Raw genomic sequence first — 20,195 nt, forward strand, 5'->3', positions numbered from 1 at the left:
TGCTATCTAGGTCTTCGGTTCCGCACGGACGTACCGCGGTCTGCGGCCGGTTCCCCGGCCCGGCCGCGGGTCAGGAGCGTGCGGCGATTTCTTCGGCTCCGGCGGCCATGAATTCGGCGATCCGTTCGCGCGGGGTTGCGTCGCTGACCAGAGCCTCGCCCACCAGGACGGCGTTGGCGCCGCTGGCCGCATAGTGCCGGACGTCGTCGACGCCGCGGACCCCGGATTCGCCCACAACGAGGGCTCCCGCGGGGATGCCGGCGGCGAGCTCCGCGAACAGGGAGCGGTCGACGTCGAGCGTCTTGAGGTTTCGGACGTTGACGCCGATGATCCGGGCCCCGGCGGCCACGGCGCGTTCGACTTCGCCGGCGGTGTGGGTCTCGACGAGTACGTTCATTCCCAGCTCGCGGCTGAGGGCGCTGTACTCGTGCAGCTGCGCGTCGGAAAGCGAGGCGACGATCAGCAGGATCAGGTCGGCGCCGTGGGCACGGGCCTCCCAGATCTGGTACTCGTCGATCATAAAGTCCTTGCGCAGCAGCGGGATGTCCACGGCTGCCCGGACCGCGTCAAGGTCGGCGAGTGATCCGTTGAATCGGCGTTGCTCGGTCAGGACGCTGATCACGGCCGCGCCGCCGTCGGCGTACTGCACGGCAAGGGAGGCAGGGTCCGCGATGCTCGCCAGCGCGCCCTTGGAGGGGCTGCGCCGCTTGATTTCGGCGATCACCTTGAGCTGGTTCCGGTCCGAGGGTCCGCCCAGGGCGGCCCAGGCGTCTCGCGCCGGGGCTGCTGCCGCGGCACGGTCCTTCAGTTCGGCGAGCGTGACGAGGCGCTGGCGGGCCTCCATATCCTCCCTGACACCGGCATTGATGTCATCGAGAACGCTCACTTCTAGTGGCCGGAGTTCTTCAGCTTGCTGCCGCCGACGCCGTAACCGGCCTTGCGCATGGCAAAGCCCACCACGAGGCCGACCAGCATCACGACGGCACCGGCGATGAAGATCGGGGTGTTGGCGATCACGAAGGCGATGCAGGCGATGAGGGCGCCGACCAGCATGATGATCACGGTGGTCCAGGCCGCCGGGCTGTTGCCGTGGCCGGTGGGCTCGCTGTGGTCGACGCCGTCGTAGACGCCGGTGCCGGCGGCGGGCTTGGGTGCGGAAACAGGGGCTTTGCTCATGGAATTCTCCTCAGGATCAATACTGCTTACATTCTGCCATTTTTTGGCGGCGTCATTGGCCGCGTTACCGGGCGGGCTGCCAGGCCGCGCCAGCGGGCGCGGCTCAGGTGGGGTCGTCGCCACGGGAGAGCCGGTCCCAGCTGTCGATCTCGTCGGCCGGCTGCGCGGGGCCGGTCACGGCGCCGGTGGCGGCGGCGTCGTACTTCGTCCGGCTCTTCCAGTACCGTCCGGCGGGCACAATCGCGAGGGCGCTGACCCCCAGCAGGGCACCGGCGGCGACGGCGAGGACCGGGAACGCAGTGAGCGCCACTTGGACGTTGCTGCCGCTGATGCCGGTGGCGGCGGCGATGGATCCCTGCGCCGCGGCCAGCGGGTCGGACAGCACGGTCACGGCCGCGGCCACAATGCCGGCGGCGGCCAGCAGGATGATCGCCGTGATGACCCAGCGGGCGATGCGCCCCGCGATCGACGCGGCGAGTCCGCCGGCCAGTGCCACCAGGGCCAGGGCGGTGACCGTGGTGGCGGCCTTGCTGCCCTGGACCTGCAGGCCGTTCTGGCTGACGCCCTGGCCCAGCTGGCCGGGATCGAGCTGGACCGTCAGCCAGGTCTGGGTGGTGGTGCCGAAGACGGCCAGCGCCAGCGCGGCGATGACCAGGACCAGGGTGGACTTCCGGGCCCAGCGCGGAACGGCCGGGCTGGTGCTCTTGATGGTGCCGGCGGCGTCGGTCATGGCTGCTCCGTCCCGGCGTCGGGAACAGTGTCCGCGGTGATGTTCCGCAATGACTGCGCCGTGTGCACGGCCCGCATCGGGGCGGCGGCCTTGTTGACGGTCTCGAGCGCCTCGGTGGCGTTGACGGAGTCGGCCACGATGCCGCCGCCGGCCTGCACGTAGGCGCGGCCGTCGCGGAGCAGCGCGGAGCGGATGGCTATGGCCATGTCCATGTCGCCGGCGAAGTCGAGGTAGCCGACCACGCCGCCGTAGATGCCGCGGCGGTGGGGTTCCAGTTCGTCCAGCAGGCGCAGCGCGCGCGGTTTGGGGGCGCCGGAGAGCGTGCCGGCCGGGAAGGTGGCCTTGAGCACGTCGTAGGCGGTGGCCGTCGGCGCGAGTTTGCCCACCACCGTGGAGACCAGGTGCATGATGTGGCTGAAGCGCTCCACTTCCATGAACTGGGTGACGTCAACGGTTCCGGCCACACAGACCTTGGAGAGGTCGTTGCGGGAGAGGTCCACCAGCATGAGGTGCTCGGCGCGTTCCTTCTGGTCCGCGAGCAGTTCCTCGGCGAGCGCCTTGTCCGCCTCGATGGTCTTGCCGCGCGGCCGTGACCCGGCGATCGGGTGGGTGATGACCTCCTCGCCGGTGACCGTCACGAGGGCCTCCGGGGAGGAACCGACGATCGAGTACTGGCGTCCGCCGGCGTCCTCGAGGCTGAAGATGTACATGTAGGGGCTGGGGTTGGTGTTCCGCAGGACCCGGTAGACGTCCAGCGGGTCGGCACCGCAGTCCATTTCGAAGCGGCGCGAGATCACCACCTGGAAGACTTCGCCGTCGACGATCGCCTCCTTGCCGCGGTCCAGGGCGGCGAGGTAGTCGTTTTCGTCCCAGCGTTCCTGCACGCTCGAGGCGAAGTCGAGCGCGGCGGGCTGCAGCACGGAGACGGGCTGCTCGGTGGGGGTGCTGATCTTTGCCAGCAGCGCCTTCACCCGGGCAACGGCGTCGTGCCAGGCTTCGTCGACGCGTTCGGTGCTGTTGTCGAAGTTGATCGCGTTGGCGATCAGCAGCACGGTGCCGTCCATGTTGTCGTGTACGGCCATGTCGGTGACGAGGTTCAGCGCCATTTCCGGCAGGTCCAGGTCATCCTCGGGCGGGCTGGTGAGTTTCTCCCAGTGCCGGACGGTTTCCCAGCCCAGAAACCCCACCAGGCCGGAGGTGAATGGCGGCAGGCCGTCGAAGCGCTCGGTGTGCAGCGCCTTCACGGTGTCCCGGATAGCGTCGACCGGGCTGCCGTCCAGCGGGACCCCGACGGGCGGCTGGCCGAGCCAGTGCGCTTGCCCGTCCTTGGTGGTGAGGGTGGCGCGGGACCGCGCGCCGATGAAGGAATAGCGGGACCAGGCGCCGCCCACCGCGGCGGACTCCAGCAGGAAGGTCCCCGGCTGGCCCTGGGCGAGTTTGCGGTACAGCCCGATCGGGGTTTCGGCGTCAGCGAGCACCTTGAGCCGGACCGGAATGACGCGGCTGTGGCCGGCGAGTTCCCGGAACTCGTCCAGGCCGGGGCTGATGATTCCAAGGTCCTGCATGGCTGTTGTGTTCCGCCTGTTCTCTTGGTCTGTTGCTTTGGAAACGCCGGGGCGCGGGTGGCCCGGGCCTGCGCCGCGCGGGTGGGCCGGTTTAGTCCGCGTTGCCGACGACGGCGTCCAGCGCGCGCCCGTCGAAGCACGTCCGGGTTCCGGTGTGGCAGGCCGCGCCAACCTGGTCGACCCGGATCAGCAGCGCGTCGCCGTCGCAGTCCAGGGCGAGGGACTTCACCCACTGCACGTGGCCGGAGGTGTCGCCCTTGCGCCAGTATTCCTGCCGCGAGCGGGAGTAGAAGGTGACCCGCCCGGTGGTCATGGTGCGGTGCAGCGCCTCGTCATCCATCCAGCCGAGCATCAGCACCTCGTTGGTGTCGAACTGCTGGACGATCGCGGCCACCAGGCCGGCGCTGTCCCGTTTCAGGGATTCGGCCAGGCCGGCAGGGAGCGGAGTTTCGCTGAAGGGGGCGGGGGCAGGCTGCTCAGACATCAGCTCCAGTCTAGTGCCTCCGGGTCGGTGGCCGCCCGGGGTTGGCGGCCCCGCGCTTAACATGCGTGCCAATAGCCCGCTGCGGCCAAAACGGCGGCGCTTCCTGTGCACACCGGCGGGCGTCTCGTGCTAGTTTCACAAGTGATGCATTTCGTCGATCCGTCCCGAGAAGTCCTGGCCGAAACCCTGCTGGCGGCCGGTCCTGACTCCCCCACGCTCTGCAAGGGCTGGCAGACGCGTGATCTTGCCGCGCACCTGTACCTGCGGGAGCGAAAGGCCCGCGTCGGGCTCGGGCTGCTGATCAAGCGACTCTCCAAGGCCTCGGACCAGGCCACGGCCGAGCTCGCCGCCACCATCAAGACCCCGGAAGCCTACGCCCGGCTGGTCAACACCTTCCGCGCCGGGCCGCCCGCGCTCTCGCCGATGCGGATCAAGGCCCTGGACGAGAGCTCCAACCTGATCGAATATTTCGTCCACACCGAGGACGTCCGCCGCGCGGTGGACCGCTGGGCGCCGCGCGCCCTGGACGAGGCCTACTCCGACGCTCTCTGGGACGAACTGGTCAAGCGCGCGGCCATCCTCTACCGCGGCGTGGACCTGGGCATTGTGCTGGTGAGCCCGTCCGGCCCCCGGCATGTGGCCAAGCGCGCCCCGGTCTCCGTAGCGATCGTCGGCGAACCGGGCGAACTGCTGATGCACGCCCACGGCCGGACCCGGCACGCCCTGGTGACTTTCGAGGGCCAGCCCGACGCCGTAGCGCTGCTGCAGTCCGCCGAAGTCGGGCTCTAGTCGCCACCAACTCTCCCGATATCTCTTGACATCCCGTGAGTTGGCCCTGAGTGGGCCCCGCAGTCCACGTGCGCACTCCTAGGCACAATACTTCAAAGAGGAGGAGCGGGTGTCGCGCTGCACTTGCCCTGGCCGTAAATTCCGGCGTCGGTGCCTAAACACTCCGCGCCGGTGCGTCTCGCAACCCTAGGCATTTGAGCCACTAAGGTTACGAGACACCTTGTTCGGGTACGAAAATGAGTTCAAATGCCCGCACCGGACGGTTCGCCCGCGCACACGTGGGATATTGCCACGATGAAGCCGTAAATCCAGGACAACATGACCTAGGAACGGCGCTGGGCGTACCCGAGTGCATAAGCGTCCGCCACTGCTTCTACTGCGGTATTCATTGACCTAGCCGAACTTCAGATCCAGCACTTGTTCGCCGGAGGTCCACGTGAACTCCGGGTCCGGGCCCCGGTAGTGGAAGAAGCCACGTAACGCCGCACTTGCTGTCTCAAGATTGACCACAACCTCGCTAGGAGCGTATGCACGGCCCCCGGGAATGCGAATCTCGGCCTCTTCCTTCCCAATGGCGCCAAGCACCCGCCACTCACTCTCTTCCCGGAAATTCGCTGCGCAATGGACGATGAAACCCGTCACCGGGCTGCCCATGGCTTCGAACCACCCGTCGTTGCGTTCAACAATGAACGCGCCGTCCCTTGCACTGTCCCAGGCCGCCAAGGCCGCCAGCGAGGTTGTCCTGGCGGTGTCAGTACGCGGCTCCTCAGTTCCGTTGACCACCCATACGTCACGCTGGGCCCTAGCTTTATGCCGTCGCTCGAGTATCCAGAGACGCACATAGCTTCCGACCATCACGCCAACGGCGTTGGCGGGCAGCAAAACTGGAGCCAGGACGGACCAAGGCGACGGAAGCTGAGCCGTGAGGAATACCTCCGCAGCAACAACGAGAACAAAAGTGACCGTCACCCAGCTTTCACGGATAACGGCCCTAACCAAGCCGCCACCCACAAGGCCGACAACCACGACGGTGACGATCTCCGCGGAGTACGAACCTCCGGTCTGGAAGAGAGGAAGGGCGAAGAGCGCGACCACAAGAAGCAGCGGCAGGGCCAGCCCCCAGCCGACCCGCGCAAACGTGGCACCTGACGAACTGCGCACAGCACTTCCCTTTCGTAGATATGTGGACCGCAGCCCGCCGTCCGAGCTCTCTATTCTTCGAGCCACACTATCAAGGCGGAATGGGGTCCTTCCACGACGTTGGCACCGAGGCATCATCCCAGACAGTCAACAGACTCTATCTCGCCATCCGTCGCGGCCGCTCTTGGTTCCTGCGCAATTCTCGAAGCACAACGACGCCCTCCGGTCCCGTAGGGCGGTGCCACTAACGGGCGCTCCTGCGTCCGATAGTGGATGGCATTAGGAGTTGAGGCGGGCGACAAGTAGCGTTGTGAAAACGCCCTCACATATAGCCGAAGGTCACCGCCTTTTCGCCTAGAGGACCGCGACCATCATCGACGTCAGAACCATCGCGATCAGCGGTACCCAGAACACAATCCGGCGCTTAGAGAGCATTACTATCGTGGCTATTGCCGCCGCCAGTGGGATGAGCAAGATCAGAACGGAGGCAGACGTTGCCGCCCAACGCGGGATCGGTTGGCTTCCGTTCATCCAATTTGACGCCCCGAGGGCTACCAGCAAATACTGCGCGACGGCGACAAACGGCTGAGCGACCAGGAAGATGACTGAAAAGACGCGGTCGATGATCAATGAAGCTCTGGTAGTTCGGTCGTCGCCCTGTGCTTCTATATGCACAATCCGTCCTGATATATGCTCTTCCGCCGCCATCGAAATAGTCTATGGCGCAGATCCACAGCGTGCGCTGAGGGATCCTTCACTGAGACACCTCCATTGTCATTTACCTCACGTAGACGCTCCCCTTTGCGAACGTATCGCTACCAATCCTTTCGGAGTGTCTCGTCGGGAACGAAATAGGAGCTGGAGTAGTGAACCCAATCGTGCCTGCGTCCCTCTCTGAAAAGGCGGTCTGCAACCATCTGGCACTCCTGCCAATCTTTCCGGGAGTCTTGCGGCCCATAGCCGACAGCTTGACCGAGTTGATCTAACGTCACCAGCCGCGTCTCTCCCGGCGCGGTCGCCACTTCGTAGGTGAAGGTTCCTTTGCGGGAGAACAATCCCTTGCGGACGGGAGTTTCGATCAGACGGAAGTAGGTGCTTCCATTGGCGAACATGGCACCAGCCGCGCTCTCTTTAGATTCCGGCTCCGCATTGACGAAATCCGTAAACTTCTGGAGGAGTTCTTCGTACTCGGCGTTGAGGACTTCATCCACTACTCCGTCCTTCTGCACGTACATGTCACCTAGGCTTCCGCTGCCACCCTTCATTGGCGAACGGAGCCACAGCCGAACCTCTTCCACAGCCTCTTCCGATGGTTCGCTCTGAAGCGCTCTGGCCATCGCTTCGAATTTGAGCGCCACGACAGGCTGATTCATGTGTCTTAGCAGGGACGCAAATCGCATCATGTCCGCTGCCAGTACTTCCGTGTCCGTTTTCATCAGGCTTCCTTCGCGGGGTAGGGGTAAAGCTAACCACGGGAGGACGCCGCGTTCACGGTTTCCCGGTCCGATGAAGCCGATCCCTATCGGGAGCCTCAGGCGGCCGCCCGTAAGCCGGTCCTTCAGCGCACGCTTTGGATCTGCGGGCCATAGACTGTGCCGATGGGGGCGGAAGAGCGTGTATCAGGCCGGAGCGTTGACCTAAGACCACAGGGCGATGAACGAACTACCAAAGCTTCATTGATCATCGACCGCGTCTTTTCAGTCATCTTCCTGGTCGCTCAGCCGTTTGTCGCTTTCGCGCAGTATTGGCTGCTGGTCCTCGGCACGTCAAATTGGACGAACCGAAGCCAGCCGACACCGCTCTGGGTGGCATCGTCTGCCTATGTCCTGATTCTCATCATCCTGCTGGCGGCGGCAATTGCCACGATAGTAATGCTCTCTAAGCGCCGGATCGCGTTCTGGGTACCGCTGCTCGCGATGGTTCTGACGTCGATGATGGTCGCGGTTCTCTAGGCAAAAAGGCGGTGCCCTTCGGCTATATGCGCAGGCGTTTTCGCGACGCTACTTGGTGGCCGCTTCAACTCGCAGCGGCAGCCCTCCGCGGGACGCGGCCACGCCTGAAGGGCCTGCGCTACCGTCTCGGTTCCCGCGGGCCGACGAAAGCCAAGCGCCAGAATCGACTACAGCACCTACGAAACTAAGACGAGCGCACCTGACTGGCCATAAGTCTGCCGCTCTTTGACGCCATCGTGGGGGTCCCATGAAGCCGACTTGAATCCCTCGATCCTCAAGGCAGGATATTTCTGGAACTCCGTCTCGACGACGGTCACGTTGCCTTCACACACTAGTTCCCTTCCGCCTTCCATCTCGATCTTCAGCCCATCCCGAAGATCCAGGGCGGAACTGAGCGCGAACAGGGAATCGAAGGGTCTCCCGTACCAGCCGTCGGGTAGCACGAGGCCGGCTCGTCCGTGCTTTGCGAAGAAGCGCTCGACTACCTGGGCAGGCGGCCCAGTAGTTTGCCAGGGCACAAGGTTCATAGGTCGATCCTACCGACGGCCTTCTGTCGCGGGACCAGTCCGAGACATTCAAAAACGACCGATATCTTTAGCCGTCTGCCAGCTGTCCGTCATGTAGTTCACTGGGGTTTGGGGCTCTGGTTGCTTCGTTGTGGATGGGTTAGCGTCTTGTCCGTCCACGAGGCAGCTGACGGGAGCGGCGATGCGGGTATCGAAGGTGTTGGATCCGGCAAGCAATGCGGTGTCGTACACAGTGGTCGGCGTGGCCGGTGTTGTGGAACCGGCGGAGCGGTATCTGCGGTATCTGGCCGAGACCGAGCGGTCACCGAACACGATCAAGGCCCACGCCCACGATTTGAAGGACTGGTTCATTTTCCTGGACGAATACGGGCTCGACTGGCAGTCGGTGAAGCTGGAAGACGTGGGGGCGTTCATCCGGTGGCTGCGGCGTCCGCCGGACATGCGTGGCCAGGTCTTTTCGGTGCTCCCCACGATCGGGCACCATTGCGGCGAGGCAACGGTGAACCGCAAGCTTTCAACCGTGTCGATCTTCTATCAGCATGCCGCCCGCCAGGGCCTTGACCTGGGCGAACTGATCACGTGCTGGGACCCCGGCGCCCGGCAGGGAGGGTGGAAACCCTTCCTGCACCACATCAGCAAGGGCACCGCGAAACAGCGCCGGGTGGTGAAGCTTCCCGTGACGGCAAGGATTCCCCGCCTGCTGGCCCCCGACGAGGTCCAAAGCATTCTGGATTCGTGCGGGCACCTCAGGGACCGACTGCTGTTCGCGCTGCTCCATGACGCGGGTATCCGGATCGGTGAGGCCCTGGGGCTCCGGCATGAGGACATCGCCGTGGCCGAACGGGAAATCACTGTCCGCCGACGCGACAACACCAATGGTGCGCGCGCAAAGTCGCCTCATTCGCGCTCGGTCCCGGTCACCGTCGAACTGATCCGGCTGTATGCCGACTACCTCGACGTCGAATACGGTGACCTGGATTCCGACTACGTCTTCGTCAACTTGTGGGGCAGGCCCTACGGGCAGGCAATGACATATGCCGCCGTCCACGACCTGGTGCGGCGGCTACGGCGGCAGACGGGCATCGGGTTTGACCCGCACTGGTTCCGGCACACCTATGCCACTCGGATGCTCCGGGAGAACGTCCCGATCGAGGTGGTCTCTAAGCTGCTGGGCCATGCGAGCCTGACGACGACGGTCAACACCTACGCCCATATCTCCAGCGATGATGCCCGCCGCGCACTGGCCGATGCGGGCTGGTTCGCCTCCAGAACGGTGACGATATGACCACCCTGCATCCCGTGCCCTCACGAAACGACCCACTGCCGGTCCGGACGGGACCCTCCCTGGGCGCCGCAGCGCCGTGGGAGACCGAGTTCCCCAAGGACATCTGGCATGCCAGGGCCCTCGGTATCGCGGCCCGCAGCCAAGTCACGGTCCACTTCGAAAACATCACCCGGCCCTGGTTGAAGCAGCTGGCCAAACGATGGGCCCGCTGGCGGCTGACGACCGGATTAACGGTCGAATCCGCGGTGCTGGGAACCAAAGCCGTGGAGAGCTTCAACGCCTTTCTGGATTCAACGAGGATCCCAGTCACCGGCACCGCCGACATTGATCGCGAGTTGATCGAGAGGTTCCTGGCCTACCTGCACACCCATGCCGCCGGGACGACGACGCACCGGATGCGGATCGGCCAGTTCAACACGTTTCTCCTCACCATGCGCCGTCACGGATGGGTGACCGATCTGCCCAGCACGGCCCAGATCTACACCGAGGACTATCCCAAAGAGACGGTCCGGCAACCCCGGGCACTGAGCGAACACGTCATGGCCCAGCTGGAAAACCGGGAAAATCTCGCCAAAATGACCAACCCGCATCACCGGCTGATCACCGTGATTCTGATCCGGTGCGGGCTGCGGATCAGCGACACCGTGGCCCTGACCCAGGACTGCATCACCCGCGACAGGGACGGTGCCCCGTATCTGCGTTATCTGAACCACAAGATGAAACGCGAGGCGCTCGTCCCCATCGATGAAGAACTCGAACGGGCCATCGCGGAGCACATCCTCTACGTCAATGGCACGGGCAACTCCGGGACACGCCAGCTTTTCGCCCATGACCGGGTGGACGTTTACGGCGCCGGACACCTCAGCCCGGGCTCTTACAGCACCGCTCTTCGGCGATGGGTCGAGGACTGCAACGTCACCGACGAAAACGGCACCCCTGCCGTGGTCAGCCCACACCGATTTCGCCACACGCTGGGCACCAGACTGATCAACCTCGACGTCCCTCAGGAGGTCGTACGCCGGATCCTGGACCACGACTCCCACCAGATGACAGCCCACTACGCCAGACTCAGCGACACAACAATCCGGCGACACTGGGAAGCCGCACGGAAAGTCAACGCATCCGGCAGCGTCGTAGAACTTGATCCCGACGGCCCCCTCGCCGAGGCCGCCTGGTCCAAACAACGCCTCGGCAGGGCCACCCAGGCACTTCCCAACGGCTACTGCGGCCTCCCGGTCCAGAAAACCTGCCCGCACGCCAACGCCTGCCTGACCTGTCCCATGTTCATCACCACCGCCGACTTCCTCCCGCAACACCGCGAACACCGGACGCAGGTCGTGCAGATAATCTCCGCCGCCGAAGCCCGAGGCCAGCAGCGGCTGGCCGAAATGAACACACGGGTCCTCGGCAACCTGGACCGCATCATCCAAACACTCGACAACGGAACGCCAGAAGGCCGCAGCCACTTACTCGAGGAGGACAACCGTGCGGGCAGATAACAGCCGCCATATCCGGCAGGCCGCGGAACGCCGGCACGAACTCACCCGCTCCAAAGCCGTCGCCGCACTCCGCGATCTCCAAAGCCAGGGCGGCCCCGTCACCTTCGAAACAGTAGCCGCGGCAGCCGGCGTATCCCGGTCCTGGCTCTACTCCCAGATCGACCTGCGAACCGTCATCATCGGGCTGCGCGAGGACCGCCCACAACAACCCAGAGCGAGTCGAAGCAGCGCCAGTACGGAGTCCCTGCGCGCCCGCCTCAATGCATCGCTGGAGCGGAACCGCGAGCTCTCCGCAGAAATCGAGCACCTCAGACACCAGTTGGCGCTTGCACTGGGACACTCGCGGAGTCGGAACACCAGCGGACTCTAAGGGGACCCCTCAACGGGACAGTCGGCCTCCCGCGTCGCGCGCTGACTAGGATTTGGGTAGAACGGGACTGCCGTTCAATTTGGGGGAGATATGAAAATGGTTAGTCTTGCAATCGCCGCATGGGTCGTGACTGGCCTCATCGCGCTACTCGGAATCAGCGCCGGAGCGACCATATGGTTCTACATGGAACCTGTCGTCGACTCAGTGCCAGACCCGGCGAGCTACTATGTCGCCGCCGGCGCCGGATTCCTGGCACTGTTCCTTAGCCTGGCTGTCAGTGTCGGCATTACCGTCCACTCAGTTCGGTGCAAATCCAGCGGGCGGACCCCAGCAATCTGACGCATATCGGCGACACCGTTCAGACCGGCGGATCTTGACCATCACGTCATCCGAAGGCTGCAGCCATTCAGCAACGAGGGGGCACCGTGAGCATCTCGAGTGCATCACGATTCTTCCCAGCGCTGAAGGACCCCGGAGCGCCAACTATCCACGTCCTGGACACTGTCCAGGACGGACACGCCCCGCCATCACGGCTGTGATCCAGCAGGACTATAGATATGGGTCGTTTTTGCGTGTTGGTGCTGCGTGTCGTTTTTGCATGTGACTTTCGGCGGTAGATGGCGGGGTTCTGGCGGCGCTCTTTGCCGCGTGGCCCGTCCGGAAGGGGATCCCTGACCGGGCACAGGCGTTGGCACGCGTTGTTTGAAACTGCCCTGCCCCGTTCCCCTAGGGTGTTGTCATGACTGAGCGATATTTCTTCTCCGCCGAAGCGGACAGAGTTGATCGTGCCCGCGTACGACATCGAGACTGGAGAGCAGGTAGCTTACGGTCGCGTCGTGACTGACGGCGTTACGCTTGCGTGGCTTTGCGACGTGTTCGTGGCTACTGAAGCCCGCGGTCAAGGCATCGGCAAGTTGCTCGCCGCTGGTGTAATGGCGGACCTGGACCCTCTAGACCTAAGACGGATTCTGCTCTCCACGGCCGATGCCCACGGGCTCTACGCCCAATATGGCTTCACTGAACTGAGCGAGCCATCAAAAATGATGGCGCGCGTCCGCTGACCCATCCCAACCGGACGCTTCCTGCCGCCGGTTTGACCGCCGGCTTACGGTCCATGCTGCTTGTTTCCATATCGGGGCCGATAAGGTGAGATTGACCAGCGAATCCGACAAGAGGACGACCATGCCTAGCGCAGTTACCCTCGTTCGTTCGAGCACCCTCAGCCCGTCCGCACAATACGCATATGCGTCGACCGTTCCCGGGAGCGCACGTCTCATTTTCCTGGCCGGAGCATGCCCCTTGAATGAGGACGGTACGACCGCAGGCCTCGGGAACTACGCAGCACAGGCCGCAAAGGCGATTGAGAACTTGTGTCTTGCCCTGGAAGCCGCCGGTGCCGGAATTGGGGACGTAGTCTCCACCCGTGTCCTTGTGGCATCGACCGAACGGGCCGACCTTATAAGGGCGTGGGACGTGGTTCGGGAAGCCTTCGGCGAGCACGATGTGCCAAGCACGCTGATGGGAGTCACGGTGCTCGGCTACGACGGTCAGTTGGTGGAGATCGAAGCAATTGCCGCAGTTATCGATTGAACCGGCCCCAACCATCATTCCCCAAGGGCATTTGGGTTGATCGCCAGACAACCGGCTGTGCGAGGTTACCCGACCAGCCCCTACCCGCCCGCCCAGTAACTGGTTAAGGGGTGCGCTCCTTGGCGCGCCATTCGTTGGCGTCGGAACGCACCGGAGTCTTGGTGAGGATCGCCGCCGAGATGGAGCCAAGGACGATGACCGTTCCCAGCATCTGCATTGGCGCGAAATGCTCGCCGGCGACCAACCAGCCGAGGAGTATGGCCACGACTGGGCTAAGTAAACCAAGGAAGGCCGTGGTGCTCGCGGGGAGCCGGGCGATGCCGCGAAACCACATAACGTAGGCAAACGCGGTGCCCAGAACAGAAAGGTAGCTGTAGCCGACGAGATTCGAGGCCGTCAGCGGGATAACGGGGAGCCCCTCGAACGCGAGCATCACCCCCAGGAGAGTGAGCCCTCCAGTGCGAGGGCTTCTTCTACCTGGTTCATCGCGTCAACCTCATCCCCGGACATAGTCAGGCGGGAGTCGGAATGTCATCGCATGGCTGTCTTCCGGGCTAGTCGCTCTCCTTGCCATGCGTTGAAGTTCGGCCAGGAGTTCCTTGACTGTCTTGGTTTTGGTGGTCACGACTTCCAGTGTCGCGCGAGAAGCTCCTGAAAAGTGATCATTCCCTGGTGATTCTGCTGTCTGTCTGTTGGAACTCTTGAGGACGCGGAGAGCGGCCCAATTTGGCCCATCTTCTGCAGAGCAAGCAAAGCGTCATCCCTCGGATCGCGCGGCGACAGTCTGGGGGATTGCCACGCCTCGTTACCTCTGAGTTCAAGCGCCCGTTAGCCGGTCGTCGAACGCGCAGCCAGGCAGCGGTTCTTCCTTTGACGCCGTTGCAATCCTCCAAACGTACGTTTACCCCGCACGAGGGAATGTACGGTGATGGCGCCCTAAACGCTCCACACTGCGGCGTCTCGAAACCCATGGCATACGAGACGTCTCATCCCCCTCAAGTGGCAAGGCGGGAATGCGGCTATTCTCTTCGGCCAACGATTCTCATAACTACGTCGCGAAACCATCTTGGGAAATCGGCGTACACAACGTTAGTTATGAGACACCATCGGTGACGCCCCGGGTAAGGCCACCACCGGGCCCGGCGGCACGTCCGTTCATGAGGCACGCCCACAGGGTGGCCAGGGATCTCGGCGGTTCCGAAAGACGGCGGCGCCGGCCGGCCTAGCGGACTTCGAAGCCTGCCTCGCGGATCGCGGCCTTGACCTGGGCAATCATGTCCAGCGGGCCGAAGTGGAAGACCGAGGCTGCCAGCACGGCGTCGGCGCCGGCAGCCACGGCCGGCGGGAAGTGCTCCGGCCGGCCGGCGCCGCCGGAGGCGATCAGCGGCACCTTCACCGCGGCACGGGCCAACCGGATGAGTTCGAGGTCGAAGCCGTCCTTGGTGCCGTCGGCGTCGATCGAATTGAGCAGGATCTCACCGACGCCGCGGTCGGCAGCCTCACGGGCCCAGGCGAGGGCATCGATGCCGGTACCCTGGCGGCCGCCGTGCGTGGTGACCTCGAAGCCGGAGGGCGTCGGCTGCGAGCCCGGACGGGTGCGCCGGGCGTCGAGGGAGAGCACCAGGACCTGGGAGCCGAAGTGGCGCGTGATCTCGTCGATCACCTCGGGCCGAGCCACGGCCGCGGTGTTGATCGCGGCCTTGTCCGCGCCATAGCGCAGCAGCTTGTCCACCTCCGCCACGCCGCGGACGCCGCCTCCAACGGTCAGCGGGATGAAGACTTCCTCCGCGGTGCGCCGGACGACGTCGAAAGTGGTTTCGCGGTTGCCCGAGGAGGCGGTGACGTCGAGGAACGTCAATTCGTCGGCGCCGCCGTTGTCGTAGCGGTGCGCGAGCTCCACCGGGTCACCGGCGTCGCGCAGGCCTTCGAAGTTGATCCCCTTGACCACACGGCCGGCGTCGACGTCCAGGCACGGGATAACGCGGACGGCGACGGTCATGGCTGCTCCTGGCGGTTGCTGGCGGCTGAAGTCTTCACGGACGGCCGCCCTAGATCCGGCAGGCGTGGATGCTGCTGACCAGGATGGCGCGGGCGCCGAGGTCGTAGAGCTCGTCCATGATCCGGTTGGTGTCCTTCTTGGGCACCATCGAGCGGACGGCCACCCAGTCCGAGTCCCGCAGCGGCGAGATGGTGGGCGACTCCAGCCCGGGCGTCAGGGCGGCGGCCTGCTCCACGAGCTCATTGCGGATGTCGTAGTCCATCAGGACGTACTGGCGGGCCACCAGGACGCCCTGGAGGCGGCGGATGAGGACCTCGGTGGCGGGGTTCTGCTCGCCCTTGCGGCCGATCAGGACGGACTCGGAGTTCAGGATCGGCTCGCCGAAGATTTCCATCCCGGCGGCCTTGAGTGTGGTGCCGGTTTCGACGACGTCGGCGATCGCGTCCGCGACGCCGAGGCGGACGGAGGATTCGACGGCGCCGTCGAGCCGGACGACCTTGGCGTTGATGCCGCGCTCAGCGAGGTAGCCGCGCAGCAGTCCGTCGTAGCTGGTGGCGAGGCGCTTGCCTTCAAGCTGTTCGATGGCGGTGAAGTCGCCCACCGGGCCGGCGAACCGGAAGGTGGAGGCGGCGAAGCCCAGGGGCAGCAGCTCCTCGGCATCCACCTCGGCGTCGAGCAGCAGGTCGCGGCCGGTGATACCCACGTCCAGGGTGCCCTGGCCGACGTAGACAGCGATGTCGCGGGGGCGGAGGAAGAAGAACTCGATGTCGTTGTCCGGGTCCACCATGACCAGTTCGCGGCTGTCGCGGCGCTGGCGGTAGCCGGCCTCGGCGAGCATGGCGGAGGCGGCTTCGGACAGGGATCCCTTGTTCGGGACGGCAACTCTCAGCATGGGGAAGGTCTTTCTGGTTAGGAAGTCATCGGTGCAGGCACAGCGGGCCACGTGGTGCGCCGGGGTCCGCGCGGATTCGGTTCCGCGGCGGGCGGCGCGTCGTGGCTAGAGATGCTTGTAGACGTCTTCCAGGCTGAGTCCTTTGGCGAGCATCAGAACCTGCAGGTGATAGAGCAGCTGCGAAATTTCTTCCGCGGCGGCTTCGTCGGATTCGTACTCGGCAGCCATCCAGACCTCGGCGGCTTCCTCCACGACTTTCTTGCCGATGCCGTGGACTCCGGAATCCAGTTCGGCGACGGTGCGGGAGCCCTCCGGGCGGGTGGCTGCCTTCTCACTCAGTTCTGCGAACAGCGACTCGAAATTCTTCACGCCCTCCAGCCTACTTGCTCACGGCAAGACGCCGCCTGCCGGGCCGCCGGATGACGGCCCGGATGTGAGGGAATACACAGGCTAGGAATACTGCTGGAGCGTGACGGCGGTGGCGAGGGCGGCCGTGACGGCCTCGTGTCCCTTGTCCTCGGTGGAGCCCGGGAGGCCGGCCCGGTCGATGCCCTGCTGTTCGGTGTCGCAGGTCAGCACTCCGAAGCCCACTGGCACACCGGTGCGGACGCTGACCTCGGTCAGGCCGAGCGTGGCGGCTTCGCAGACGTACTCAAAGTGCGGCGTTCCGCCGCGGATCACAACACCGAGCGCGACGACGGCGTCGAAGTGCGGCGCCAGCCGGGCCGCGGCGACGGGGAGTTCAAAGGTTCCGGGGACACGCAGCACGGTGGGTTCGCCGATGCCGGCCTCCTTGGCGGCGCGCAGCGCGCCGTCGAGCAGTCCGTCCATGATCTGGGTGTGCCAGCTCGCGGCAACGATGGCGAGTTTCAGCCGGGAGGTGTCCTCGGGGTTGAAGGTGGTGAGGTCGATCTGGGGGGCGCCGTGGCCGCTCATGCGTTGTCCTTGCTGTGGAGTGTGTGGGAGGGGGTGGTGCTGTGGCAGATACCGCGGGGTGCTCAGTCTTGTTCGTGCTCGAAGCCGCGCTGGCCGGCGGCTGGTGCTGCCGGCTCCATGTCCAGGACCAGCCGGTGGTCCATCCGGTCCTTTTTGGTCTGTAGGTAGCGCAGGTTCTGTTCGCGGGACGGCACCTCGGTGGGGACCATCTCGACCACGCGGACGCCGGCCTGGGCCAGCCGGTCCTGCTTGTCCGGGTTGTTGCTCAGCAGGCGGATCTCGTGCAGGCCCAGCTCGGCGAGGATCTGCGCCGCGGCCTTGTAGCAGCGGGCGTCCACCGGCAGGCCGAGCTGCTCGTTGGCCTCGACCGTGTCGAAGCCGGCCTCCTGCAGGGCGTAGGCCTTGATCTTGTTGGCCAGGCCGATGCCGCGGCCTTCCTGGCCGCGCAAGTAGAGCAGGGTGCCGCCGAATTCGTGGATCATCTCCAGGGCGTAGGCCAGCTGCTCGCCGCAGTCGCAGCGGTAGGAGCCAAACACGTCCCCGGTGAGGCATTCGGAGTGCAGCCGGACCAGGGGCGCCTTGCCGTCCGTGGCCGGCAGCGGGGAACTGACGGCGAGGTGTTCGGCGCCGGTGGCCAGGTCGGTCCAGGCCTGAGCCACGAAGTCGCCGTAGGCGGTGGGCAGTTGGACGATCGGTCCGCCGCTGACCGGATGCGGCTGCTGCGCCGGGGTGGCCGGCTGCGCTTCAGAAGTCGTCATTGTTTCTCCTCAGTCCAGGGTGTCAGGCGGATTCCGCCGCGGCGCTGCCGGTGTGACCGGCCTCCAGGTAGGCCACCAGGTCGGCGATCGAGATCAGCGGGCAGCCGTGTTCGAGGGCAAAGCCGCGAAGTCCGTCCAGCCGCATCATTTCTCCGTCGTCGTGCACCAGTTCTGCAATCACGCCCACGGGTTCGAGTCCGGCCAGCCGGCACAGCTCCACTGCTGCCTCGGTGTGGCCGGGACGCTCCCGCACACCCCCCTTAACGGCGCGAAGCGGGAAAACATGCCCGGGACGAGTCAGGGAATTCGGCCGGCTCGTCGGCTCGGCCAGGATCCGGGCCGTCAGCGCCCGGTCCGTCGCCGAGATTCCGGTGCTCACGCCAATGGCGGCGTCGCAGGACACGGTGTAGGCGGTGCCCTTGGCGTCCTGGTTGATGGCCACCATGGGCGGCAGCTCCAGCGCGTCGGCCTGCTCGCTGGTCAGCGGCACGCAGATCACCCCGGAGCTGTACCGGATGGTCCAGCCCATCAGGGCAGGGGTGGCGTGCTGCGCCGCGAAGATGATGTCGCCTTCGTTTTCGCGGTCCTCGTTGTCGACCACCAGCACCGGCCGTCCGGCCGCCATGGCGCGGATGGCGTCCTCAATTGGGTCCAGCGCCGGTGCGTCGACGGCGAACCCGGGGGTGTCCTGCAGCCGGTTCATGATGCGGCCGCCTGGGTCTGTGCGGCGGGGGCGAAGGCCAGGAGCCGCTCGGTGTACTTGGCCAGGACGTCCACCTCAAGGTTGACGCGGCCACCCACGGCCTTGGCGCCCAGCCCGGTCTCGGCCAGGGTGGTGGGGATCAGGCCGACTTCGAACCACGGGGCCGGCTCGGGCGCCGGGCTGACGGCGGTGACGGTCAGGGACACCCCGTCGACGGCGATCGAGCCCTTCTCGGCGATGTAGCGGGCCAGCGGTGCGGGTACGGCGAAGCGCAGCCGGTCCCAGTTCCCGAGCGCCTCGCGTTCGAGCAGTTCGCCGACGCCGTCGACGTGCCCCTGCACGACGTGGCCGTCGAGCCTGCCGCCGGCCGGGACGCAGCGTTCCAGGTTGACCGGGTCTCCCGCGGCCAGTGCACCGATGGTGCTGCGGACCAGGGTTTCGCCCATCACGTCGACGCTGAAGTCCGTGCCGTTGATGTCCGTGGCCGTCAGGCAGACGCCGTTGACGGCGATCGAGCCGCCGTGGGCCAGCCCGGCGGTGCTTTCGGGGGCGTGCAGGCGCAGCGTGGCGCTGGTGTCGCCGTCGCGCTCGACGGAGAGCACCTTTCCCTGTTCGGCGATAATTCCGGTAAACATCAGTTGCCTCCTGCGGCGGTGTCCGCGTCGCTGCGCGGGGTGGAATCGGATGAAGTGTTGGTGGCCGGACGCAGGTGGAGCCGCAGGTCGCGGCCCAGCATCTGCACGGCGCCGCCCGAGGCGTGGTCCCAGTCCCAGTGCTGGGCGTCGGCGAGGGTGCCGATGCCGAGGTCGTCCAATGCCGGCGTGCCGGAGCCGAGCAGCGTCGGGGCCAGGTAGACGATCAGCTCGTCGACCAGGCCGGCGGCCAGGAAGGCGCTGATAATCCGGGAGCCGCCCTCGACCATAAGGTGCCGGACGCCGGCGTCGAACAACCGGTCCAGAGCCTCGCTGGGTTCACGGGTGGACAGGTGCAGCACCTTGCCGTCGTCGCCGTTGACCGCGGCGTCCCCGGGAATCCCCCGCAGCCCCATCACGGCGCGCAGCGGCTGCTTGTCCGCGGGTTCGCCGCCGGGGTTGCGGGCGGTGAGCCGGGGGTTGTCGACCAGGACGGTCTGGGTGCCCACCAGGATCGCGTCGATCCGGCCCCGCAGGGCGTGGTTGTCAGCGAGGGACTCGGGGCTGGAGATCCACTGGCTGGTCCCGTCGCTGGCCGCGATCCTGCTGTCCAGGGTCTGGGCAATGTGCAGAGTGACGAACGGCCGTTTGGCGGCGACGGCGTCGAACCAGCGGCGGTTGAGGTCCAGGGCGGCGACGGCGCCGAGGCCGGAACGGACCCGGACGCCGGCGGCGCGCAGGGTGGCCGCTCCCCCGGCGGCGGGGTCGTGCGGGTCGTCGATGGCGTAGACGACGTCGGCCACGCCGGCGTCGATGATGGCCTGGGCGCAGGGGCCGGTGCGGCCGCAGTGGTTGCACGGCTCCAGGGTGACCACCATGGTGGTGCCCGTGAGGTCCAGCCCGGCGGCTGCCGCCTGCGCGATCGCGTCGGCCTCGGCATGCGGGGTGCCGGCGCCGCGGTGGTACCCGGTGACCAGCGGTGCGCCGTCGGTTCCGATCACGACGGCGCCCACCAGCGGGTTCGCCCCGCGCGGGCCCTGCGCCGCGGCTGCGAGGGCAACGTTCATGGCGGCCGTCTCGGCCGCGCTGAAACCGGCGGCGTCGAAGTCTTCCTGGGCCGGGTGTTCCTGCGGCCCGGCGGCCGGTTGCTGGAGGCTCATGTGCCGTC

The 20,195-nt window shown here is 65.7% G+C and carries 25 protein-coding genes; 7 read left to right on the forward strand and 18 right to left on the reverse strand.

Going from position 1 to position 20,195, the window contains the following annotated elements; translation table 11 throughout:
* Positions 1-70 precede the first annotated feature (70 nt).
* The 5 genes from trpC to hisI all read right to left on the reverse strand — a co-directional run bounded on the left by trpC (position 71) and on the right by hisI (position 3,955).
* Positions 71-886 (reverse strand): indole-3-glycerol phosphate synthase TrpC, encoded by an 816-nt coding sequence (gene trpC / locus AC6I9V_RS01235; RefSeq protein ID WP_497898046.1) that lies wholly within the window; start codon positions 884-886, stop codon positions 71-73.
* A 2-nt stretch (positions 887-888) separates the two neighbouring features.
* The gene (locus tag AC6I9V_RS01240) at positions 889-1,176 is read right to left on the reverse strand and encodes an HGxxPAAW family protein (RefSeq protein WP_349411796.1); all 288 of its coding nucleotides are present in this window, start codon (positions 1,174-1,176) and stop codon (positions 889-891) included.
* Positions 1,177-1,279: 103 nt separating this feature from the next.
* Positions 1,280-1,906, reverse strand: a complete 627-nt coding sequence (locus AC6I9V_RS01245; protein ID WP_497898047.1) for a Trp biosynthesis-associated membrane protein — start codon at positions 1,904-1,906, stop codon at positions 1,280-1,282.
* A complete protein-coding gene (locus tag AC6I9V_RS01250) occupies positions 1,903-3,471 on the reverse strand; it encodes an anthranilate synthase component I (RefSeq protein ID WP_497898048.1) in 1,569 nt (522 codons plus the stop codon). The genes AC6I9V_RS01245 and AC6I9V_RS01250 overlap by 4 nt, the downstream gene beginning before the upstream one ends.
* 91 nt (positions 3,472-3,562) lie before the next feature.
* Positions 3,563-3,955 (reverse strand): phosphoribosyl-AMP cyclohydrolase, encoded by a 393-nt coding sequence (hisI, locus tag AC6I9V_RS01255; RefSeq protein WP_497898049.1) that lies wholly within the window; start codon positions 3,953-3,955, stop codon positions 3,563-3,565.
* 144 nt (positions 3,956-4,099) lie between these two features.
* Here hisI and AC6I9V_RS01260 point away from each other — a divergent pair, with 144 nt between their 5' ends.
* Entirely contained in the window at positions 4,100-4,744 is a 645-nt protein-coding gene (locus AC6I9V_RS01260; RefSeq protein WP_497898050.1) for a TIGR03085 family metal-binding protein, read from the forward strand.
* 393 nt (positions 4,745-5,137) lie between these two features.
* Here the strand turns inward: AC6I9V_RS01260 and AC6I9V_RS01265 are convergent, their stop codons facing one another.
* The 3 genes from AC6I9V_RS01265 to AC6I9V_RS01275 form a co-directional block, all read right to left on the reverse strand.
* Positions 5,138-5,905, reverse strand: a complete 768-nt coding sequence (locus tag AC6I9V_RS01265) for a hypothetical protein (protein ID WP_497898051.1) — start codon at positions 5,903-5,905, stop codon at positions 5,138-5,140.
* A 333-nt stretch (positions 5,906-6,238) separates the two neighbouring features.
* A complete protein-coding gene (locus AC6I9V_RS01270) occupies positions 6,239-6,592 on the reverse strand; it encodes a hypothetical protein (RefSeq protein ID WP_497898052.1) in 354 nt (117 codons plus the stop codon).
* A 107-nt stretch (positions 6,593-6,699) separates the two neighbouring features.
* Entirely contained in the window at positions 6,700-7,320 is a 621-nt protein-coding gene (locus AC6I9V_RS01275) for a hypothetical protein (RefSeq protein ID WP_497898053.1), read from the reverse strand.
* A gap of 240 nt (positions 7,321-7,560) precedes the next feature.
* Here AC6I9V_RS01275 and AC6I9V_RS01280 point away from each other — a divergent pair, with 240 nt between their 5' ends.
* A complete protein-coding gene (locus AC6I9V_RS01280) occupies positions 7,561-7,836 on the forward strand; it encodes a hypothetical protein (protein WP_497898054.1) in 276 nt (91 codons plus the stop codon).
* A 176-nt stretch (positions 7,837-8,012) separates the two neighbouring features.
* Here the strand turns inward: AC6I9V_RS01280 and AC6I9V_RS01285 are convergent, their stop codons facing one another.
* A complete protein-coding gene (locus AC6I9V_RS01285; RefSeq protein WP_497898055.1) occupies positions 8,013-8,363 on the reverse strand; it encodes a hypothetical protein in 351 nt (116 codons plus the stop codon).
* 181 nt (positions 8,364-8,544) lie between these two features.
* Here AC6I9V_RS01285 and AC6I9V_RS01290 point away from each other — a divergent pair, with 181 nt between their 5' ends.
* The 5 genes from AC6I9V_RS01290 to AC6I9V_RS01310 all read left to right on the forward strand — a co-directional run bounded on the left by AC6I9V_RS01290 (position 8,545) and on the right by AC6I9V_RS01310 (position 13,107).
* Positions 8,545-9,648 carry a site-specific integrase gene (locus AC6I9V_RS01290; protein ID WP_497898056.1) on the forward strand — a complete coding sequence of 368 codons (1,104 nt, stop codon included), beginning with the start codon at positions 8,545-8,547 and terminating at the stop codon, positions 9,646-9,648.
* Positions 9,645-11,147: a tyrosine-type recombinase/integrase gene (locus AC6I9V_RS01295; RefSeq protein WP_476982616.1), complete on the forward strand. Its 1,503-nt coding sequence runs from the start codon at positions 9,645-9,647 to the stop codon at positions 11,145-11,147. Before AC6I9V_RS01290 ends, AC6I9V_RS01295 begins: the two co-directional genes overlap by 4 nt.
* On the forward strand, positions 11,134-11,517 hold the full coding sequence (locus AC6I9V_RS01300) for a DUF6262 family protein (RefSeq protein ID WP_476982615.1): 384 nt from the start codon (positions 11,134-11,136) through the stop codon (positions 11,515-11,517). Before AC6I9V_RS01295 ends, AC6I9V_RS01300 begins: the two co-directional genes overlap by 14 nt.
* Positions 11,518-12,353: 836 nt before the next feature.
* The gene (locus AC6I9V_RS01305; RefSeq protein ID WP_497898057.1) at positions 12,354-12,578 is read left to right on the forward strand and encodes a GNAT family N-acetyltransferase; all 225 of its coding nucleotides are present in this window, start codon (positions 12,354-12,356) and stop codon (positions 12,576-12,578) included.
* Between the two features lie 121 nt (positions 12,579-12,699).
* Positions 12,700-13,107, forward strand: coding sequence for a RidA family protein (locus AC6I9V_RS01310; protein WP_497900225.1), 408 nt, complete (start codon positions 12,700-12,702; stop codon positions 13,105-13,107).
* A 103-nt stretch (positions 13,108-13,210) separates the two neighbouring features.
* On the opposite strand, the gene AC6I9V_RS01315 is transcribed toward AC6I9V_RS01310, so the two are convergent.
* From AC6I9V_RS01315 to ribD, 9 genes are all read right to left on the reverse strand, one after another.
* Positions 13,211-13,549, reverse strand: coding sequence for an EamA family transporter (locus AC6I9V_RS01315; RefSeq protein ID WP_497900226.1), 339 nt, complete (start codon positions 13,547-13,549; stop codon positions 13,211-13,213).
* A gap of 780 nt (positions 13,550-14,329) precedes the next feature.
* Positions 14,330-15,106 (reverse strand): imidazole glycerol phosphate synthase subunit HisF, encoded by a 777-nt coding sequence (gene hisF, locus AC6I9V_RS01320; protein ID WP_497898058.1) that lies wholly within the window; start codon positions 15,104-15,106, stop codon positions 14,330-14,332.
* A 49-nt stretch (positions 15,107-15,155) separates the two neighbouring features.
* Positions 15,156-15,998, reverse strand: coding sequence for an ATP phosphoribosyltransferase (hisG, locus tag AC6I9V_RS01325; protein WP_497898059.1), 843 nt, complete (start codon positions 15,996-15,998; stop codon positions 15,156-15,158).
* A gap of 105 nt (positions 15,999-16,103) precedes the next feature.
* A complete protein-coding gene (locus AC6I9V_RS01330) occupies positions 16,104-16,367 on the reverse strand; it encodes a phosphoribosyl-ATP diphosphatase (protein WP_349411804.1) in 264 nt (87 codons plus the stop codon).
* A gap of 81 nt (positions 16,368-16,448) precedes the next feature.
* Positions 16,449-16,934: a 6,7-dimethyl-8-ribityllumazine synthase gene (ribH, locus tag AC6I9V_RS01335; RefSeq protein ID WP_497898060.1), complete on the reverse strand. Its 486-nt coding sequence runs from the start codon at positions 16,932-16,934 to the stop codon at positions 16,449-16,451.
* 62 nt (positions 16,935-16,996) lie between these two features.
* On the reverse strand, positions 16,997-17,692 hold the full coding sequence (gene ribA / locus AC6I9V_RS01340; RefSeq protein WP_497898061.1) for a GTP cyclohydrolase II: 696 nt from the start codon (positions 17,690-17,692) through the stop codon (positions 16,997-16,999).
* A 22-nt stretch (positions 17,693-17,714) separates the two neighbouring features.
* The gene (ribB, locus tag AC6I9V_RS01345; RefSeq protein WP_497898062.1) at positions 17,715-18,395 is read right to left on the reverse strand and encodes a 3,4-dihydroxy-2-butanone-4-phosphate synthase; all 681 of its coding nucleotides are present in this window, start codon (positions 18,393-18,395) and stop codon (positions 17,715-17,717) included.
* A complete protein-coding gene (locus AC6I9V_RS01350) occupies positions 18,392-19,030 on the reverse strand; it encodes a riboflavin synthase (RefSeq protein WP_349411808.1) in 639 nt (212 codons plus the stop codon). Before AC6I9V_RS01350 ends, ribB begins: the two co-directional genes overlap by 4 nt.
* Positions 19,030-20,187 carry a bifunctional diaminohydroxyphosphoribosylaminopyrimidine deaminase/5-amino-6-(5-phosphoribosylamino)uracil reductase RibD gene (gene ribD / locus AC6I9V_RS01355; RefSeq protein ID WP_497898063.1) on the reverse strand — a complete coding sequence of 386 codons (1,158 nt, stop codon included), beginning with the start codon at positions 20,185-20,187 and terminating at the stop codon, positions 19,030-19,032. The genes AC6I9V_RS01350 and ribD overlap by 1 nt, the downstream gene beginning before the upstream one ends.
* Positions 20,188-20,195 lie beyond the last annotated feature (8 nt).

The organism is Arthrobacter sp. SlRoot2-15 (assembly GCF_059739345.1).

Bases quoted from the DNA above. Each gene is read 5' to 3' on its own strand.
- AC6I9V_RS01270 (WP_497898052.1), bottom strand. From the start codon at position 6,592: ATGGCGGCGGAAGAGCATATATCAGGACGGATTGTGCATATAGAAGCA.
- ribB (WP_497898062.1), bottom strand. From the start codon at position 18,395: ATGAACCGGCTGCAGGACACCCCCGGGTTCGCCGTCGACGCACCGGCG.
- AC6I9V_RS01310 (WP_497900225.1), top strand. From the start codon at position 12,700: ATGCCTAGCGCAGTTACCCTCGTTCGTTCGAGCACCCTCAGCCCGTCC.
- AC6I9V_RS01350 (WP_349411808.1), bottom strand. From the start codon at position 19,030: ATGTTTACCGGAATTATCGCCGAACAGGGAAAGGTGCTCTCCGTCGAG.
- AC6I9V_RS01250 (WP_497898048.1), bottom strand. From the start codon at position 3,471: ATGCAGGACCTTGGAATCATCAGCCCCGGCCTGGACGAGTTCCGGGAA.
- AC6I9V_RS01245 (WP_497898047.1), bottom strand. From the start codon at position 1,906: ATGACCGACGCCGCCGGCACCATCAAGAGCACCAGCCCGGCCGTTCCG.
- AC6I9V_RS01275 (WP_497898053.1), bottom strand. From the start codon at position 7,320: ATGAAAACGGACACGGAAGTACTGGCAGCGGACATGATGCGATTTGCG.
- AC6I9V_RS01295 (WP_476982616.1), top strand. From the start codon at position 9,645: ATGACCACCCTGCATCCCGTGCCCTCACGAAACGACCCACTGCCGGTC.
- ribA (WP_497898061.1), bottom strand. From the start codon at position 17,692: ATGACGACTTCTGAAGCGCAGCCGGCCACCCCGGCGCAGCAGCCGCAT.
- AC6I9V_RS01260 (WP_497898050.1), top strand. From the start codon at position 4,100: ATGCATTTCGTCGATCCGTCCCGAGAAGTCCTGGCCGAAACCCTGCTG.
- AC6I9V_RS01240 (WP_349411796.1), bottom strand. From the start codon at position 1,176: ATGAGCAAAGCCCCTGTTTCCGCACCCAAGCCCGCCGCCGGCACCGGC.
- hisF (WP_497898058.1), bottom strand. From the start codon at position 15,106: ATGACCGTCGCCGTCCGCGTTATCCCGTGCCTGGACGTCGACGCCGGC.
- ribH (WP_497898060.1), bottom strand. From the start codon at position 16,934: ATGAGCGGCCACGGCGCCCCCCAGATCGACCTCACCACCTTCAACCCC.
- ribD (WP_497898063.1), bottom strand. From the start codon at position 20,187: ATGAGCCTCCAGCAACCGGCCGCCGGGCCGCAGGAACACCCGGCCCAG.
- hisI (WP_497898049.1), bottom strand. From the start codon at position 3,955: ATGTCTGAGCAGCCTGCCCCCGCCCCCTTCAGCGAAACTCCGCTCCCT.
- hisG (WP_497898059.1), bottom strand. From the start codon at position 15,998: ATGCTGAGAGTTGCCGTCCCGAACAAGGGATCCCTGTCCGAAGCCGCC.
- AC6I9V_RS01285 (WP_497898055.1), bottom strand. From the start codon at position 8,363: ATGAACCTTGTGCCCTGGCAAACTACTGGGCCGCCTGCCCAGGTAGTC.
- AC6I9V_RS01290 (WP_497898056.1), top strand. From the start codon at position 8,545: ATGCGGGTATCGAAGGTGTTGGATCCGGCAAGCAATGCGGTGTCGTAC.